Annotated in this window: 12 protein-coding genes and 2 pseudogenes; 10 read left to right on the plus strand and 4 right to left on the minus strand. The window is 59.5% G+C overall.

The window, feature by feature from the left end:
• The first annotated feature begins 383 nt into the window (after nucleotides 1–383).
• From F7R26_RS36425 to F7R26_RS36440, 4 genes are all read left to right on the plus strand, one after another.
• On the plus strand, nucleotides 384–1298 hold the full coding sequence (locus F7R26_RS36425) for an alpha/beta hydrolase (RefSeq protein ID WP_058697577.1): 915 nt from the start codon (nucleotides 384–386) through the stop codon (nucleotides 1296–1298).
• A gap of 54 nt (nucleotides 1299–1352) precedes the next feature.
• Nucleotides 1353–3005, plus strand: a complete 1653-nt coding sequence (locus tag F7R26_RS36430; RefSeq protein ID WP_081050244.1) for a flavin-containing monooxygenase — start codon at nucleotides 1353–1355, stop codon at nucleotides 3003–3005.
• Nucleotides 3006–3265: 260 nt separating this feature from the next.
• Nucleotides 3266–4420, plus strand: coding sequence for an iron-containing alcohol dehydrogenase (locus F7R26_RS36435; RefSeq protein ID WP_116318645.1), 1155 nt, complete (start codon nucleotides 3266–3268; stop codon nucleotides 4418–4420).
• A 9-nt stretch (nucleotides 4421–4429) separates the two neighbouring features.
• A complete protein-coding gene (locus F7R26_RS36440; protein ID WP_058697579.1) occupies nucleotides 4430–5875 on the plus strand; it encodes an aldehyde dehydrogenase family protein in 1446 nt (481 codons plus the stop codon).
• Nucleotides 5876–5972: 97 nt separating this feature from the next.
• Here F7R26_RS36440 and F7R26_RS36445 read toward each other — a convergent pair whose 3' ends face one another.
• A complete protein-coding gene (locus F7R26_RS36445; protein ID WP_058697580.1) occupies nucleotides 5973–7208 on the minus strand; it encodes an alpha-hydroxy acid oxidase in 1236 nt (411 codons plus the stop codon).
• Between the two features lie 85 nt (nucleotides 7209–7293).
• Nucleotides 7294–8226 (minus strand): glutarate dioxygenase GlaH, encoded by a 933-nt coding sequence (glaH, locus tag F7R26_RS36450; RefSeq protein WP_058697581.1) that lies wholly within the window; start codon nucleotides 8224–8226, stop codon nucleotides 7294–7296.
• A gap of 96 nt (nucleotides 8227–8322) precedes the next feature.
• Here glaH and F7R26_RS36455 point away from each other — a divergent pair, with 96 nt between their 5' ends.
• Nucleotides 8323–9222, plus strand: a complete 900-nt coding sequence (locus tag F7R26_RS36455; protein WP_058697582.1) for a LysR family transcriptional regulator — start codon at nucleotides 8323–8325, stop codon at nucleotides 9220–9222.
• A gap of 264 nt (nucleotides 9223–9486) precedes the next feature.
• Here the strand turns inward: F7R26_RS36455 and F7R26_RS36460 are convergent, their stop codons facing one another.
• On the minus strand, nucleotides 9487–10578 hold the full coding sequence (locus F7R26_RS36460; protein WP_058697583.1) for an IS630 family transposase: 1092 nt from the start codon (nucleotides 10576–10578) through the stop codon (nucleotides 9487–9489).
• Nucleotides 10579–10664: 86 nt separating this feature from the next.
• Here F7R26_RS36460 and F7R26_RS36465 point away from each other — a divergent pair.
• Together F7R26_RS36465 and F7R26_RS36470 are read left to right on the plus strand one after the other, a co-directional pair.
• Nucleotides 10665–10993 (plus strand): annotated as a pseudogene (locus F7R26_RS36465) (adenylate/guanylate cyclase domain-containing protein); the annotation flags it as partial.
• Between the two features lie 359 nt (nucleotides 10994–11352).
• A pseudogene (locus F7R26_RS36470) lies at nucleotides 11353–11448 on the plus strand (IS5/IS1182 family transposase); the annotation flags it as partial.
• 16 nt (nucleotides 11449–11464) lie between these two features.
• Here the strand turns inward: F7R26_RS36470 and F7R26_RS36475 are convergent.
• On the minus strand, nucleotides 11465–12661 hold the full coding sequence (locus F7R26_RS36475; RefSeq protein WP_058697585.1) for a porin: 1197 nt from the start codon (nucleotides 12659–12661) through the stop codon (nucleotides 11465–11467).
• 776 nt (nucleotides 12662–13437) lie between these two features.
• On the opposite strand from F7R26_RS36475, the gene F7R26_RS36480 reads away from it, so the two are divergent.
• The 3 genes from F7R26_RS36480 to F7R26_RS36490 are packed head-to-tail and all read left to right on the plus strand — an operon-like array spanning nucleotide 13438 to nucleotide 17312.
• Nucleotides 13438–14310 carry an FAD binding domain-containing protein gene (locus F7R26_RS36480; protein ID WP_058697586.1) on the plus strand — a complete coding sequence of 291 codons (873 nt, stop codon included), beginning with the start codon at nucleotides 13438–13440 and terminating at the stop codon, nucleotides 14308–14310.
• 27 nt (nucleotides 14311–14337) lie between these two features.
• Complete coding sequence (locus F7R26_RS36485) at nucleotides 14338–14835, plus strand: (2Fe-2S)-binding protein (protein ID WP_058697587.1); 498 nt, start codon at nucleotides 14338–14340, stop codon at nucleotides 14833–14835.
• Nucleotides 14832–17312, plus strand: a complete 2481-nt coding sequence (locus F7R26_RS36490) for a xanthine dehydrogenase family protein molybdopterin-binding subunit (protein ID WP_058697588.1) — start codon at nucleotides 14832–14834, stop codon at nucleotides 17310–17312. Before F7R26_RS36485 ends, F7R26_RS36490 begins: the two co-directional genes overlap by 4 nt.
• Nucleotides 17313–17342: the final 30 nt, after the last annotated feature.

Here is a 17342-nt window from a genome sequence, read left to right on the forward strand (position 1 = left end):
CGGCACCCATCGACTTCTCGTTTCCAGGCGGGCGTCCACACGATCCACTGCGATGAGGCCTGCAACCTGCGGTCGTGCGCCAGCCATGCCGCTAGCAAGTCCACTCGCTCCAAAGCCGGCGTGTCCTGTCCCAAGACTCGCGAGACATTTTTGTCCGACCGGCCTCGGACAGATGCGGCACGTCCACTTGAAATCAGCGCATTTTCACAGGGAAAACCCTTGCTTTCTGTGCCAAAACCGGGTGGCACAGAACTTGATCTATGAGGTTTGCCCGTGATGTCGCATCTACAGGTAACACCAATGCATCTGGGGGCGGCGGTTCGCGACGCGCCGACCCGATGCAAAGGGAACTGACTACTACTCACAAGACTGAAAGGAGACGTATGGCTAGCGTTGAATCTGAAGCGCTCAAGACCTTGTATGCAGGTTGGGTCAAGACAATGAGCGAGAAGCCCGACATGTCGCTGGAAGAAGTGCGACAACTGTTCTCCCATTGGGGCGATGTCACCGCCGAACCTGGTGGTGTCGACTACATCGAAGTCAATGCCGCAGGCGTGCCGGCAATGTGGGCCATTCCCAAAGGGTGCGATCCGGACCGCGCACTGCTCTGCTCGCACGGAGGTGGCTATGTCGTCGGATCGATGTACACGCACAGGAAGATGTTCGCCCACATTGCCAAGGCCGTAGGCTGCCGGGCGCTGATTGTCGACTATGGCCGGGCTCCGGAGAATCCGCACCCGGGTCCGGTCAATGACATGACGACAGCTTATGAATGGCTCCTGAAGGATCAGGGCCTGAAGCCCCGGCATATTGCATTGGTGGGGGATTCGGCAGGCGGCGCACTTGCGTTGACAACCATTGCGTCAGCACGTGCGCGCGATCTTCCGCTGCCGGCGGCCACCATGCCGATTTCGCCGTGGGCGGGCTGGGATATCTCCGGGAAAACCTACGAGACCAACGCACATCGGGATGCCTTTGTGTCGAAGGACACCACGGAGTTTCTGGGGCCGCTGTTCATCGGTCCGGAGGGAGACCGCTACGACCCGTTGGCGAACCCGCTCTACACCGACTACAGCGGATATCCCCCGATCTACCTGACGGTGGGTAATGCGGAGACGCTGCTCGATGACAGCATTCGCATCGTCGAGAAGGCAAAGCAGGCCGGTGTCGAGGTGAAGTTCGATTGCTACGACGATATGCAGCACGTCTTCCAGTTCCTGGCCGGCGTGGCGCCCGAAGCGGATGACGTCATCCAGAGGATGGCGCAGTGGGTGCGCCCCCGCATCGGATTGGCATGAATGGATAACGCCAACCACGAACTTTCGACAATCGCCTTATACGAAGATTTCATCATGAACAGCGCTATTTCCTCAGCAACGACTCCTTCCGCCAGTCATGCAGCGGGCGACCACTATGACGTCCTGATCGTGGGCGCAGGCTTCTCGGGCGTCTACCAGCTCTACAACCTTCGCAAGCGCGGCTTCAAGGTGCGCCTGCTTGAAGCCGCGCCGGACATCGGTGGGATCTGGTACTGGAACTGCTACCCGGGCGCCCGGGTGGACACTCAGGTCCCGATCTACGAATTTTCCGATGAGACCCTGTGGAAGGACTGGACCTGGAAGGAACTCTTCCCGGGTTGGGAAGAGCTGCGCGAGTACTTCCACTATGTCGATTCCAAATGGCATGTGCGCAAGGACATGCAATTCAACGCGCGCGTGGCATCTGCAAACTTTGATGAGGCAAAGAAGCAGTGGACGCTGGAGACGACCGGCGGCGAGCAGTTCCAGGGCCGCTATGTGATCCTGTGCACGGGCTTTGCCGCGAAGCCGTATATTCCGAAGATCGATGGTCTGGAGTCCTTTTCCGGTCCGAAGCCGCATACCGGCGTCTGGCCGCAGGAGGGGCTGGACTTCAAGGGCAAGCGCGTGGGTGTCATCGGTACCGGTGCTAGTGCGGTGCAGGTTATTCAGGAGGCGGCCAAGACAGCATCCCACCTGACCGTCTTCCAGCGCACCATGAACATGGCATTGCCGATGGGGCCTCGCCAAACCAATTCCGAGATGCAAGCGAGGATGAAGGAAGCCTATCCCGAACGATATGCCTTGCGTCGACGGACATTCGCCGGATTCGATATGGACTTCCTGCCTGTAGGCGCCATGGAAGTGTCGCCGGAGGAGCGTCAGGCAACCTATGAGGCGGTCTGGGCGAAAGCGGGATTCCACCCATGGTTGGCGACGTTCAACGACGTGCTGTCAAACAAGGAGGCCAACGACACGGCGTACGCCTTCTGGCGGGACAAGACGCGTGCGCGCATCAACGACCCGGAAATCGCCAGTAAGATGGCTCCCGACACCGCACCCTATCCATTTGGCACCAAGCGGCCGTGCCTGGAAAACGGCTACTACGAGGTCTTCAACCAGACTAACGTCACACTGGTGGACATTCGCGAGAACCCCATCCACCACGTCACACCGACGGCGGTGGTCATGAACGACGGGGCGGAGCACGAGCTCGATATTCTTGTCCTCGGCACCGGCTTCGATGCGGTCACCGGCGGCATCCTGAGCATCGATATTCGCGGCACCGATGGTTCGACGCTCAATGATCGCTGGAAAGACGGCATTCGCGCTAACCTGGGCCTGGCAACCGCTGGTTTCCCGAACCTGCTTTTCGTGTATGGCCCCCATGCTCCCACAGGCTTCCTGAACGGGCCGACCGCTGCCGAAATACAGGGCGATGTGGTCATTCAGTGTCTCGAGCACCTGCGGGACAACGGATACCAGCGCATCGAGTCGACGACGGAAGCCGACGAATCCTGGGCCGAGCACGTGAATGACGTGGCATCCAAGTCGCTGTTCGTCCAGACCGACTCGTGGTACATGGGCGCCAACATTCCTGGCAAGAAGCGCGAGATGCTCAACTACCCGGGTGGCCTGCCTTTGTATCTGGAGAAGTGCGAAGAGAACGCCCGGAACGGCTATGAAGGCTTTGTGCTGTCGAGCTGAGCCGGCCAGGTAAGTCGGCAAGTCTGCCTGGCGTGAGCAGCGCCAGGTCAATCCGCTTTGCCCCGCGGGCGGTGCTGTCTGGTCTTGATCAGACGGCACCGCATTCACGTGGCACATCACCCTGCGGTCGCATCTCACCATGCATTGCGCCAGTCGGAATGCCGCCTTCGCATGCGGCGCTTGACGCAGAACATGGCGGGCGCATGTTGGCTTACCGAAGCCGTTGAGGGTCCACTGAGATGCCGAGGAGAAACCCAAACATGAGTCAATTTGATTTCCACACCACCCCAAAGATTACGTGTCAGCGCGGCGCAATCCGTCATCTTGGCACATTGGCCCGCGAACACGGAATGCGGCACGCCTTCCTGGTCACGGACGGCGGACTACATAAGGCCGGTCTGACGACATCGGCTATCGAGGCACTACGAGACGCGTCAGTGGAGGTCACGGTATACGCTGATGTGCTGGCCGATCCGCCAGAGGCCACCATCATTAATGCCGCCGACAGCGCGAGGCAGGCCGGCGCCGATGGCGTGATCGGCTTCGGTGGGGGCAGTTCGCTCGATACGGCCAAGCTGGTGGCCTTGCTCGCCCGTACCCCTCAGGCGATGGACGAGATCTACGGTGTGGGTCTGGCGCGCGGGCCCCGGCTGCCGCTGATCCAGATCCCGACCACGGCGGGCACTGGTTCCGAAGTTACGCCGATTTCCGTGGTGACTACACCCACGCATGAGAAGAAGCCGATTGTCGCAGGGCTGCTCCTGCCGGATCTCGCGCTGCTCGATTGCGAATTGACCGTCGGCTTGCCACCGGCGGTGACGGCCATGACCGGCGTGGATGCCATGGTTCATGCCATCGAGACCCTCACCACGCATCTGAAGAAGAACCCGTTGTCGGATGCGCTGGCGATAGAGGCGTTGAAGATGCTCTACCGCAATCTTCCGCTGGCGATCCACGACGGCAAGAACCTCGATGTTCGGGAACAAATGTTGCTCGGCTCCCTTTTTGCCGGCATGGCCTTCGCCAATTCCTCCGTCGGTGCCGTCCATGCACTAGCTTATCCGCTCGGGGTTCACTACCACGTGCCGCACGGGCTCTCCAACTCGCTAATGCTGCCCCATGTGCTGCGATTCAATCTCGAATCGGCAAGCGCCATCTACGCGCGGATGGGACGCGCATTGCTGCCGGAACTCGAATCGACCACCGACACCTACGCTGCGAGAAACTTTGTCGACGCCATCTGCAAACTGGTCTCCGACATGCCGTATGCGCACAGCCTGCGCGAGGTGAAGGTAAGGGGGGAGGACATCCCGATGCTGGCCCGGGACGTGATGAATATTCGGCGCCTACTGGTCCACAATCCCCGCGAGATCGAATACGACCAGGCGCTGGCCCTGTACGAGGCAGCCTACTGAATCACTGATATGACGACATCCATTCACAGAAACTACATCGGCGGCGAGTGGGTCGAAGGCCCGAGAACCGGCCAGAACATCAACCCCTCTGATACCGACGACGTAATTGGTGCCTACACCCGCGCCGACGCCAAGCAAGCCGAGCAAGCCATTGACGCCGCCTTTGACGTCCGAGGCGTTTGGGAAAGGTGGACGGCAGAGCAAAGAGCCGATGCGCTCGATCGAGTTGGCACGGAGCTCCTGGCTCGGTGCGAAGCGTTGGGGGAACTATTGTCGCGCGAGGAGGGAAAGACCCGTGGCGAAGGCGTTGCCGAAGCAGTGCGTGCTGGTCGCATCTTCAAGTTCTTTGCAGGCGAAGCGTTGCGCGTCAGCGGAGAAAAACTGCCGGTCATTCGCCCGTGTGTCGACGTCGAAGTGACGCGCGAACCCGAGGGCGTTGTGGGGATCATTACACCCTGGAACTTCCCGCTTGCTATTCCGGCCTGGAAAATTGCTCCCGCGCTGGCCTACGGCAACACCGTCGTATTCAAGCCCGCCGATCTGGTGCCCGGAAGCGCCTGGGCGTTGGCGGAAATTATCGTCCGCGCAGGAAAACTGCCCGCGGGCGTTTTCAATCTGGTCATGGGACCTGGTTCCAGTGTTGGTCAGGCCATCGCAGCTTCGCGAAAGGTCAGGGCCGTCAGCTTCACGGGCTCGGTCGATACGGGCCGGCACCTCGGAGTCACGTGTGTTCAGCGTGGCGCAAAGGTGCAAATGGAAATGGGCGGCAAGAACCCGCTGGTGATTCTCGATGATGCCAACCTGGACGTTGCGGTCTCCGTCGCCATTCAGGGGTCGTTCTACTCGACCGGGCAGCGCTGCACAGGGTCCAGCCGCCTCGTGGTGCAGGAGGGTATCCACGATGCCTTCGTGGCGGCGATGACAAGGCGCATGTCCGAACTTCGCATCGGCCATGCGTTGAAAGACGGGACCGATATCGGGCCGGTGGCGTCGCAGGATCAGCTTGAACAGGACTGCCAATACATCGACCTGGGAGTTTCGGAGGGCGGGCGCCTGGTTTCTGGTGGCGAACGTCTTGAGCGCGACACCCCAGGCTTCTATCTTTCTCCGGCACTGATCACGGAGACACGCAATGATATGCGTGTCAATCGCGAGGAAATCTTTGGCCCTGTTGCGACGGTGATTCGAGTCAAAGACTATGAGGAAGCTTTGGCCGTGGCCAATGACACCGACTTTGGGCTGTCGTCCGGCATCTGCACAAACTCCCTGAAGTATGCGACTGACTTCAAACGGCGCTCGGTCGCAGGAATGGTGATGGTCAACGTTCCGACTGCCGGGGTCGACTACCACTCGCCTTTCGGGGGTCGCAAAGGATCCAGCTACGGGGCACGCGAGCAGGGTACTTATGCGCGCGAGTTCTACACTGCGGTCAAGACGGCCTACACGCTGTCGTGATGGTGGCGCGGGGCGGTCGGCGGTTCAAGCCGGCCGCCTCACTACGCATCGAGTAGCGTACGAAGGGCCACGCGGTCTGCGCGACCCCATGTTAGGCTCAGGCAAGCACGTCGCGATGAACCTGCGCAATCGTTGGCGTGCCGAGCATAGCCATGTTCCTATCGACTTCCTCCCTGAGCAGGCTGATAGCATGTCTTACACCATGTATGCCACCGACAACCGCTGCATACATGAATGGTCGACCCAGGAAGACGAAGCGAGCGCCCAGCGCCAGCGCCTTGAGGACATCGCCACCTCGCCGGATGCCACTGTCCATCATCACGACCGTCTGGTCTCCGACCGCATCGCAGATATGCGGCAGTACGTGCAGGGGTTCGACTGCGCCATCCAGTTGGCGTCCACCGTGGTTCGAGACGATGATGCCATCCGCACCAAGCGAAACGGCGTGCCTGGCATCGTCAGCATGAAGAATGCCTTTGATGACCAGGTTTCCGGTCCAGCGCTGGCGGATCCGCGCAATGTCCGCCCAGGACAGGTGGTCCCGGCCAGTCGTGTCACGTATTGCCGAAGCCGAGAGCATGGGCGCGCCGCGGGTCGCGAAGGAGTTCTCGAAATGGGGCATGCCATGAGCGATGAGGGTTCGCAAGAAGGTTCCAGCGAGCCAGCGGGGGTGGGCCAGTCCGTCCATTGCGAGTCGGAGGGAGGGGCGCAACGGCAACGAGAACCCCGTCCGTACGTTGTTCTCGCGGTTCGCCCATACCGGGATGTCGACGGTAATGACGAGCGTCGAGAAGCCTGCTGCGCCGACTCTGTCTATCAACGCGTCGATGCGCGAGGTATCACCGGGAAGATAGGCCTGAAACCATGTGCCGGGGGCAGCGGCATGGACGGCTTCCATCGGAATCAGGGACGAGCCACTCATGATCGCCGGAATGTTCTCCTCCTGCGCCGCCTGCGCCAGCGCGATGTCGCCCCGATATGCCGAGATGGCGCTGATGCCCACCGGTGCAATGCCGAATGGAGATGCGTAGGTCTTGCCAAATATGGCGGTGTCTTGCGATCGATGGGATACGTCGATCAAGACCTTGGGGAGAAATCTAAGCTGCTCGAATGCGTTTCGATTGGCATTGAGGGATATGCCGTCCTCGGCGGCGCCGGAAATGTAGCCGAACAACGGCCGTGGCAGATGGCTGCGCGCGGCGGCTTCGAAGTCGGCCAGGGAAAGGATCTTCTGCAGCTTGGGAGGGAGATGTTTCTTCGCCGCATAGGCGGCGAGATGGCGCTGCGTGGCAGGCAGCCCCTCCGGAATTCTTGTGCCTTCGTGGAGTTTCATTTGTCTTCCTGCATTCTGCTCGTTCGAGTGGCGCGGCATCCGCATCGACACGATCGCAATACGGGATTAACAGCGCCAGCCCATCTCATGATGCGAGGGTGCCGCGTTGTCGCATCAGTTCACGGAACAGCGACTCATTCTTCTTGAAAGGCGCCCGACCGTGGAGGTAGAAATAGTTGTTCAGCACGACGAGGTCGCCGACCGGAAGGGAGACTTCCTTCGTGCCGGCGGACGCCTCCATGGAGGCCGACAACGCATGGAGAAAGGCCGCTTCGTCGCGGTCGGCGGGCTGGACGAACTGATCAATGAACGACATCGACAGTCCGAACTGGCTCTGGAAGAAAATGGGGCGCTCGACTCTATCGGAGACATTCTTGGAGCCTGGCGCCTTGTACTGGAAGGGCCTGGTCCCAAGTTTGTGATTGACGAATTGCTCGATCTCGTCCCAATCATCAAGATGCAAGAAACGCGATTCCCCACCGATGGCATTTTCTTCGGAAAATTTCATCATCAGCAGCCAGTCTGTCGCCTCACTGACAAACGTCCCGTCAGTGTGCATCGTGAACAGGCGATAGGCCTGGCGCAGGTAGGAGTCGCTGTCGTCCGTGTGTTTCACGATGAAGCGGGCGTAGTATGTCCCGGACATTGCATCGTGATTGCTGGGGCCGAGGATATGGCACACGGCCGTACCGAGCCGGACGAAGTCTGCAGAGTCATCCGAAAGGCCCTGGAGACCCATCGTGAATCCACCGTGGCGGCGGTTCTTGACCAAGTCAATCAAGGTTTGCGCGAAGCCGTTGCCAAGGCGCTGGACCAGCAGGTTGGCGAGGTGGTAGCGCATGAACGGGACGTACTCGAGATTCTGGACATCGACATGTCGGGCGTCGTCAAGAAAGCCGGAAAGTGCGGCCTCGTCGGCCGTGACATGCATGAGGCGATGGTGATCGGCGTGGGGCAACAGATGGAAGAGGGGTTGCTCGGGGGTGGAGAGAATCGCGTCTGCGAGCGGTGCGTTCATTGGGGTCTCCTTCTAAGTTCGGGACTCCATTTCAGCCTGCTTCCTGGTCGGCATCCAGCGGCCCGAACATAATCTTTATTCGGAGATGGAGATCAAATGATCGATGCCCGGCAATTGCGATACTTCACTGCCGTGGTCGAGGAGCTGCACTTCGCCAAGGCGGCAGATCGCCTCGATGTGGCGCAATCCGCCCTGAGTGCGCAGATTCAGCGGTTGGAGCAGGACATGGGAGTTCGCCTGCTGAATCGGAACAAACGGCAACCGGTGACGCTCACGGATGCGGGGCGTCTGTTCCATGCGGAAGCCGTGGGGGCGTTGCGACATCTGGAACGAGCCGATCAGGTCGGCCGGCTGGCGGCACGAGGCCTTGCGGGCATTGTCCGAATCGCATATGTAGCTTCTGGCGTGAGCAGCGGTGTGCTGACGCGATTAATGCGCCATTTCCGCGTTTCCCATGGAAATGTGCGCGTTGAGGTCGTGGCCATGGATACGCCACGGCAGTTTGAAGCGCTGGATAGCGGCGAGATTGATGTCGGCATTGTGCGGCTGCGGCGCCAGTATCCGGCGGGCTTGACGGCAACGCTCATACAGAGTGAACGTGTGGTCGTTGCCATGGCGGAGAGCCATCCGCTGGCGAGGAAGCCAAGATTGGTTGCCAGTGACCTGAAAGATCAGTCCTTTGTTTCGCCGCAGTTCGACGAGGAGGAGGGCTTCGGAGAGGTACTGTCGGCGTTGGGATCCGCCGGAGGATTTTCGGCGATTCTCGACTATCGCGTTCAGGATTTCATCTCTGCGATTAGCCTGGCTTCGGCTGGGTACGGCGTGGCTGTCGTACCCGAGTCCATGCGGAATTTTCTACAGCCGGAGGTTTGTTACAGAGCCATCCAGGACTTTGAGTATGCTGTTGATTTGGCAATCGCTAGCCGGAAGCGAGAGCTTTCCCCTGCAGTTCGCGCCTTTGTTGAGGAGTCATTGTCTTGTGAAACTCGGCCATAGCGTTGCCGTATTCAAGTGACGGGCTTTTTCGGCTTGTCTCTCGCAGGGCGGGGCGGTTCTTTGAGCAGGTCAGCGGGCCGCAGCAGATCGGGCACCCAAGCACTGATTGAAACCGGAATCAATTGGGCGTCTAGTGGCCTATAAGGCGGGCCGAAGTGGTGGAGAGTGATATGTGCTTCACAAAATGTCGGTTCGAGAATCCAATTGCGGCAAAATTCAAGAGTGCCGCGCCAAGCTGACATGCGTCTGTCCACGCTGTGGCAACTAGTGTCCTGTCCCACTAATACGTGAGCAAAGTCGGTGCAACTTTTCGAGAATCGAGTCGGCAGTGGCAGTCCAGCGAAACGGCTGGCAGTCCGCGTTGTAAGCGGTCACGAAATGATCGATGCGTTGGACCAACTGCTTGACGCTAGTGAACGAGCCGCGGCGGATAGCCTTATCGGTAATGAGGGAGAAGAAACGTTCGACCTGATTGAGCCAGGAACTGTAGGTCGGGATGAAATGCATGTGCCAACGCGGACGCGCTGCCAGCCAGGTCTTGATCTTCGGGTGGCTGTGCGTAGCGTAGTTATCGGCGATGCAGTGAATGTCCAGCTCGGCGGGCACGGCCTGGTCGATCTCTCGGAGGAACGACAGGAACTCCTGATGGCGATGGCGCGGTTTGCATCGCGCCAGCACGGCTCCATTCAGGATGTTCAGCGCCGCAAACAGCGTGGTGGTGCCATGACGTTTGTAGTCGTGCGTGACGCCCTCGACGTAGCCGAATCCCATGGGCAGCATCGGCTGCGTGCGCTCCAGTGCCTGGCACTGGCTTTTCTCATCCACGCACAGCACCAGCGCGTTGTCACGTGGGCTCAGGTACAAGCCCACCACGTCGCGCAGCTTCTCGACAAAGAACGGGTCGGTAGACAGCTTGAAGCCTTCGGTACGATGAGGTTGCAGCCCGAAGAGTTGGAAGTAGCGCTGCACGCTGCTCTTGGAGATGCCGGTCTCGGCCGCGACAGCACGCACGCTCCAGTGTGTCGAGCCAGTGGCCGGCTTCGTATGCAGGGTGGTCTGAATCAATTGCGCCACCCGTTCGTCGTCGACCGTGCGAGGGGCCCCCGGGCGAACGTCGTCATACAGACAGGCGATTCGGCGTGCAATGAAGCGCGCACGCCATTTGCCGACCGTGGCGTTGCCCATCTTCAGCCGCTCGGCGATCGCGCTATTGAGCTCACCGTCGGCGCTGCAGAGGATGATGCGCGCCCGATTGCTCAACGCAGCAGGCAACGACCGGCTGCGCGCGAACGCCTGCAACTGCGCGCGTTCGTCTTCGCTCAACACCAATTCGGCCTTCGGTCTGCCCGTAATCATCTCGATATCTCCGTTCCCAGAATGCCGAAACGGTATGCAAGACTAATGCCAGTTATTTACGGGACAGGACACTAGAGTCGAGCCCAATAACCAAGTATTGCAGTGAGTGTGGCGCGCCTCCAAGTGCAACTCCACTTGCGGAGTTTGCCCCGGTTCATTACACGCCACCCCACCTGGCCGAGCGCACCTTGCCCGAACAGGCAACGCTGGAAGCGAGGGGGAGCGCGCGGGCGAATGCAAAACGATCACGGCACTATTTGCCGACATGGCCGGATCGACGGCGTTGATCCACGACTTGGATCCCGAAGAAGCACGCCATCTCATTGACCGTGGTGGCCTCATGATGGAGACCGTGCATCACTACGAAGGCTACGTCGCCAAGTCCCTGGGCGACGGGATCCTCGCACTGTTCGGGACTCTGGTCCCGAGGAGAACGCGCTGGTGGGCGTGCCCGAAAGTTACCAGATCGAGGAGACGCTCCCCAGCTTGCATATTCCGACAAAGAAGGGGTGCTTGCCGCCCGCATCGACCGGCTTTCCATCGCGGAGAGGGCACTGTTGCAGACGCTTGCGGTGATCGGCAAGCGGTTCCCTCTGAGCCTGATCCGGCAGGTTGTCGGGCAGCCGGAAGATGAACTCGCCCTCCTGCCTGGAGGGCGAGTTCATCTACGACCTGCCCCCCTTTCCCGAGATAGAGTATTCGTTCAAGCACGGCCTGGCGCAGGAGGTCGCTGGCAGTTCCCTGCTTACGGAACATCGCATTGCGCTACATGCACTGGTCAGGGACTATGAGCGGCGTCCCGGCGTATTCGAGGCCATGGTCTATATTGCAATGGGCGGACTTCTACTGCGCAGAGCCGCCCATCCTTGAACTTTCAAACTGGCTCTCAGAAGGTGTGACGGACTCCCACGGCAGCACCGAACATGTTGTCCTTCCCTGTGGCAAGCGCGTAGCTGTTGCCGAGCGCGAGGCTGTTTGCGAACACTGTCGCGGCCGAGTCAAGCATTAGCCCGGCATGTTTCGAGAATGCGCTGGTGAGATAGAGGTCAGTCCGTTTGGAAAGCGAGTAGCTGGAAAGAAAGCCTACTTGCCAAGGATTCGGTGAAGACGTGCTGTCCAGGAGTCTCTTCAGATTCTGGTAGTTGTATGAGAGCGCAATGCTCAATGCGGGTGTGACTTGAAAGGTTCCACCGATCCAGTATAGATCGTCGCGCTGAAGCGTGTCCCCATTGGGTGCCTTGTTTTGTCCCCAGCGATAACCCCCCATGAGTTTCGCCGCGCCAAAGCTATAGCTGACGGCAGTAGCTGCTTTCTTGAAGGAACCGCTGCTAATGGAGCCGCCAGTGATACCCATCGACGGATTGAGCTGATCGTAGCTGATCGCCAGGCCAAGCGGCCCGGCGAAATAGTTCAGCCCGGCGCCATACGCCGTATCACGCCGAAAGTGCCCAGGCGCTTCGCCATTGCCGCCTAGTGCGACACCGGGCGCTACGACTTGTGGCAAGGCAACGCCCGAACCAAAGGACCAATGCGCAACCGCCGTAACCGGACCGAATGTGCCGGAATACTTGAGCAAATTGTCTTCCCGGAAGTTTGGGCCGGTGAGTGCAACAACCGGATCATACTGCGTAGCAAATGCCATTGGTGAGAAGTTTGCCAGCGCATCAAAGGCAGAGGTGTACTGCCGGCCAAAAGATAGCTGGCCATAGCGTTGGTCCTGCAGTCCGACGTATGCCTGCCGTCCGAAAAGCCGTCCACTTTGTTCACCGACTCCAGTATCGATGGCAAAGCCACTTTCGAGCACGAAGACTGAGTTCAAGCTACCAGACAGTGCTTCAACACCTCGCAGGCCCCATCGCGACCCGGCGACGCCGCCAGAGTTCATGCGGTAGACATTATCCCCGGTGCCGGAAGTGAATTGATTGGATGCCGACGGTACGCTGCCGACGTGGTTGGCAAACTCGACGTTGATATCTGCCACGCCATACAGCGTGACAGTAGATTGCGCGTTGGCGTTGAATGTGGCGCCCAGGGCCAGCAGGGCTGACACCGTGGCGGCAGAATGCTTTGCGCAACGACTCATACTTCGTCTCCTGTGTTGGCGTGCGACAGAGCGACGCCAGTTCTTTGATGTGTTCGGTTCGGTCGCGATGACCTTGTCGAAGGGGCGTAAATATTTCTGTTGCACAGCCGCCCAGAGCCAGGCTTTGGGGTGCGAGCCATGCCGCAAGCAATGCGCAGCTGGTGTGTTCGGCGCTGCGATTGCGGTGATGCATGATCAAGTTCTGTGCCAAGGAGGATTAGGTGCAATTTTCGAGGGTAATCCCGTAATTAATGCTGTCGAACTCAGCTCTGAAGTGAGCCTAAGCAAATCCCAGAAGACAGCCGGCGGACATAAGTGTCCGGTTGGGAGACAGAAATGTCCCACGCTTCGAATTATGGAAGAGGGATGTCTCTGCTAGGGAAGCGCAGCAAGAGCGAGGGGGCTGTCAGGAAGGCGGAAACCGATTTACTTCACGCCCCAGCATGGACCTAGCTGCATCAAATATTGTCTTTCTTTCTTCTCGTAATTTATCACTTGACAATGTGTGCGCTTCGACCAAGAATTATCGAACGATAAAGACAAAAGGAGACAACATGTTGCCCATCCGCCCTTTGCATCCGTGGAACGGCATTCCGTCCTCGATGCCGCTCGCTTCCACCTCTAATTTCGTCAGGCGTCCCTAGGTCGCCCCTTCAGTTGGCTCATGCGTCGCAGCAGCAACGGTGACCGTCTGTCATCGGCGCGAGAGCAGGAACCTCATGTATTCGTCGGGCCACATCTGCAACTGGCCTCTAGTCGACGACCTGGAAATACATATGAAACCCACATCCTTTGAATACCGCCGGCCCGGCACGCTGGATGACGCCCTGCGGCTGCTGGCACAGTCCGGCCCGGACGCCAAGGTAATTGCTGGCGGGCAAAGCCTTGTGCCGATGATGAACTTTCGGATGGCCCGGCCCGATGTGCTGATTGACATCAATGGCGTGAGCGAACTGGATTATCACCGTCGCGACGGCGATATCCTCCGTATCGGCGCGTTAATGCGGCACGCCGATCTGAAGGATTCAGCGCTAGTCCAGGAATGCTGTCCTTTGATGAGCGAAGCCTATCACTACGTCGCGCACGGAACCGTTCGGAACCGCGGCACCCTTTGTGGAAATCTGTGCCACGCCGATCCGGCTTCGGAGATGCCGGCAGTCATGCTCTCTGTAGGGGCCACTATGGTGGTTCGAGGCATTGGCGGCGAACGCCGCATTGCGGCCGAGGACTTTTTCCAGGGCATCTATGCCACGGCACTTGAACCGAATGAAATATTGGTCGAGGTGCAAATCCCGGTGCCGGCGAGCCGCCGCGGTTACGCGTTTGAGGAAGTGTCGGCGCGCCAGGGCGACTTCGCCATGACTTTAGTCGCCGCGCTGCTCGATATTCGCGGTGGACGTATCGAGGAAGCGTCGGTCGCCTACGCGGGTGTGTCAGACCGGGCGCGGCGTCTGCCTGCGGTCGAGCAAGCTCTGACAGGCCAGTCGCCGTCAACGGAGTTGTTCGACCGCGTCGCTGCGCTTGCTAGTGAAGGGTTCGACCTTATCGAAGACATCCATGCGGACAGGCAGTACCGCCACGACCTGATTCGTACGCTGACCGCCCGAGCGCTCGCCAGGGCGGCGGAGCGCGCCCAAGGGCATGCCTGACTGCAACGCACCACTGGAGTTGAAGCCATGACAGTCCACAAGATCGATGTTGCCGTCAACGTTAACGGCAAAACTTATGAGCGGAGCATACCGACCCGTATGCTGCTTTCCGATTTTCTTCGTAATGAATGCCATCTGACCGGAACACACGTCGCCTGTGAGCATGGGGTCTGCGGCGCCTGTAACGTCATGCTTGATGGCAAGACGGTACGCTCGTGCCTGACGTTCGCCGTACAGGTGCAAGGGGCGGCTGTAGAAACAGTCGAAAGCCTCGGCACGATCGAGAAGTTGCATCCGTTGCAACAGGCGTTCTGGGAAAAGCACGGCCTGCAATGTGGCTTTTGCACGCCGGGGATGCTCATGACCGCCAAGGAGCTGCTGAGTGTCAATCCCAATCCCACGCGTGAAGAAGTCGCAGAAGCCATCTCGGGCAACCTCTGCCGATGCACGGGTTATCAGACGATCGTCGATGCCATCATGTCGGCAGCCGAAACCATGCGCCAACAACAAGGAGTGCAGCCATGACCGAGCGATATATCCCGGACGTAAAAATCCCGGCGTCGCGGCAATCGGAAGCGCCTCGTCAGAATTTGCGCTGGATCGGCAAGAGCATGAAGCGAGTCGAGGATCCGCGACTGCTCACTGGTCGCGGTAAGTACGTCGACGATATCGTGCTGCCGAACATGGCTCATGTTGCGTTGCTGCGAAGCCCGTTCGCTCACGCCCGTATCAAATCGATCGACGTCAGTCGTGCGCGCGAGTTGCCCGGGGTGATCGCCGTCGTCACCGGCAAGGAGTTTGCGGAAACGACTGGACCGACGGTGACATTCTCGAGCCCGCCTGTCGTTCAGCACGCGATCGCCATCGACCGGGTGCGCCATGTCGGCGAAGCGGTTGCCGCTGTCGTTGCGGTGGACCGGTACATCGCGGAGGATGCACTCGAACTGATTGATGTGGATTTCGAGGAGCTGCCGGTCGTTGCAGATTTCGAGGCGGCGTTGCATGCCAAGGGTGAAGCCGTTCTCCACCCGGACCTGGGTGACAGTAATGTCGCGATGGACCGTACCTTTGCGTTCGGTCCCGTTGACGACGACTTCGCTCGCTCCGATCTAGTTATCAAGCGTCGCCTGCGGTGGAACCGGTCGGGGCCGCAGCCACTGGAGACTGTCGGCGCGGTTGCGGAGTACGATCCCGGCACCGGGAAGTTTACGGTCCACTGCAACACGTCGATGTATACCTATGTCGGGTGGCTCTGCGCAGCTTCTCTCGGCGTCCCTTCGACGCAGCTCAATATCGTGCCGACGCTTGCCGGTGGCAGCTTCGGCTCGAAGCTGTTCCTGCACAAGGTTATTGTTCTGACGGCGGGGCTGGCACGCATTGCAGGTCAGCCGGTAAAGTTCATCGAGGACCGCCTCGACAATATGACCAACGCTGACGGACACGGCTCCGACCGTGTCTACGAAGCCGAGCTTGCGGTCAAACGCGATGGCACTATCCTGTCCCTTCGCTATGAAGTCATGGATGATTATGGCGCTTACCTGCAGTATGGGTATGGGACACACGGCAATGCATTCTCTCAGATCGTTGGGCCCTATCGTATCAATAGTGTGCAGGCGAGAATCATCGCAGTGCTGACCAACAAGTGCCAGCAGGGCGCGTATCGTGGCTTTGGTTCGGAAGTATCCAACTTCGTGATAGAGCGGATGGTGGATGCTGCCGCGCGAGAGCTAAATCTGGACCCGGTCGAGATCCGCCGGCGCAACCTGATCCGCCCGGAGGAATTTCCCTTCGTGATTCCCACGGGCAATGTGTATGACAGCGGCAACTACCAGGCGGTCATGCAAGAGATGCTCAGGATGTTCGACTATGAGGGATGGCGTGCCCGGCAGGAAGCCGCGCGCAAGGAAGGCAAGTACATCGGCATCGGCGTGGTGACCTGCCAGGAGCGCAGCGTGTTCAGTTCGACCGAGTTCTGGTCGCTGAATCCTCCGGAGCAGCCTGGATTCGCGCTGACCAGTTCGCCCGAGGCGGTGTCGATGCGGATCGATCCCACCGGTAAGGTATTTGTCAAGCTGAACGCGCCATTCTGGGGCAACAGTCCCGAGACCGTGGTGACGCAGATTGTTTCGGAGGCGCTCAGCGTTGAGCCGTCTGACATCTCGGTCAGCTACGCTGATACGGACGCGGGGTTCAACGGTACAGGGCCGGGCGGCAGTCGATATACGGTGATGGTTGCAGGGGCCGTCGTGGCGGGATCAAGGACGCTGCGCAACAAAATGTTCCGGTTTGCCGCACATATGCTGGAATGCAGTAGCGACGACCTGGAACTGTCCGGCGGTCGCGTTATCATCAAGGGCATCCCGGGATCGGGCAAGACGATTGCGGAACTTGCATCGGCTATCCACTATTTCCGTCTGGACTTCCCGGATACGCCAGAATTCTCCAGCGGCCTGGAAACAACCTCGGTTTACGACCATCCGCTGACAACCATGCCGGCGTCCGATCGTAGCCATCTTGGCATCTTCTACCCGATCATGGGGCATATGGCACACGCGGCTGCGGTCGAGGTTGATCCGCAGACTGGGAAAGTGACCATCCTTGACTATGTCGCTGTACACGATTGCGGCACTGTGGTTAACCCCATGACGCTCGATGGCCATGTGCGAGGCGGCGCGGCTCAAGGAATCGGCACGGCCCTGTATGAGCAATTCCACTACGACAGCAATGGCCAGTTGCTCACGGCGTCTTTTGCGGACTACCACATGCCAACTGCGCATGAGGTGCCTTTGAATCTGCGTGTCGGTCACGTGGAGACGCCGTCGCCCTACACGGAATTCGGTATTAAGGGTGGCGGCGAGGGCGGACGCATGGCTGCACCGCCGGTGATGGTGCAAGCCGTTGAGGATGCGCTGCGACCGTACGGTGTGGAACTGACCGAGGTCCCGCTTACCCCTAGCCGTATTCGCCGGATTGTACGGGAAGCGCAGTGCAAAAATGGCTGATTGCGCCGCTCAGCCACGCGCGCCTCAGGA

The sequence above is a fragment of the Cupriavidus basilensis genome (genome assembly GCF_008801925.2).
GTDB lineage: Bacteria > Pseudomonadota > Gammaproteobacteria > Burkholderiales > Burkholderiaceae > Cupriavidus > Cupriavidus basilensis.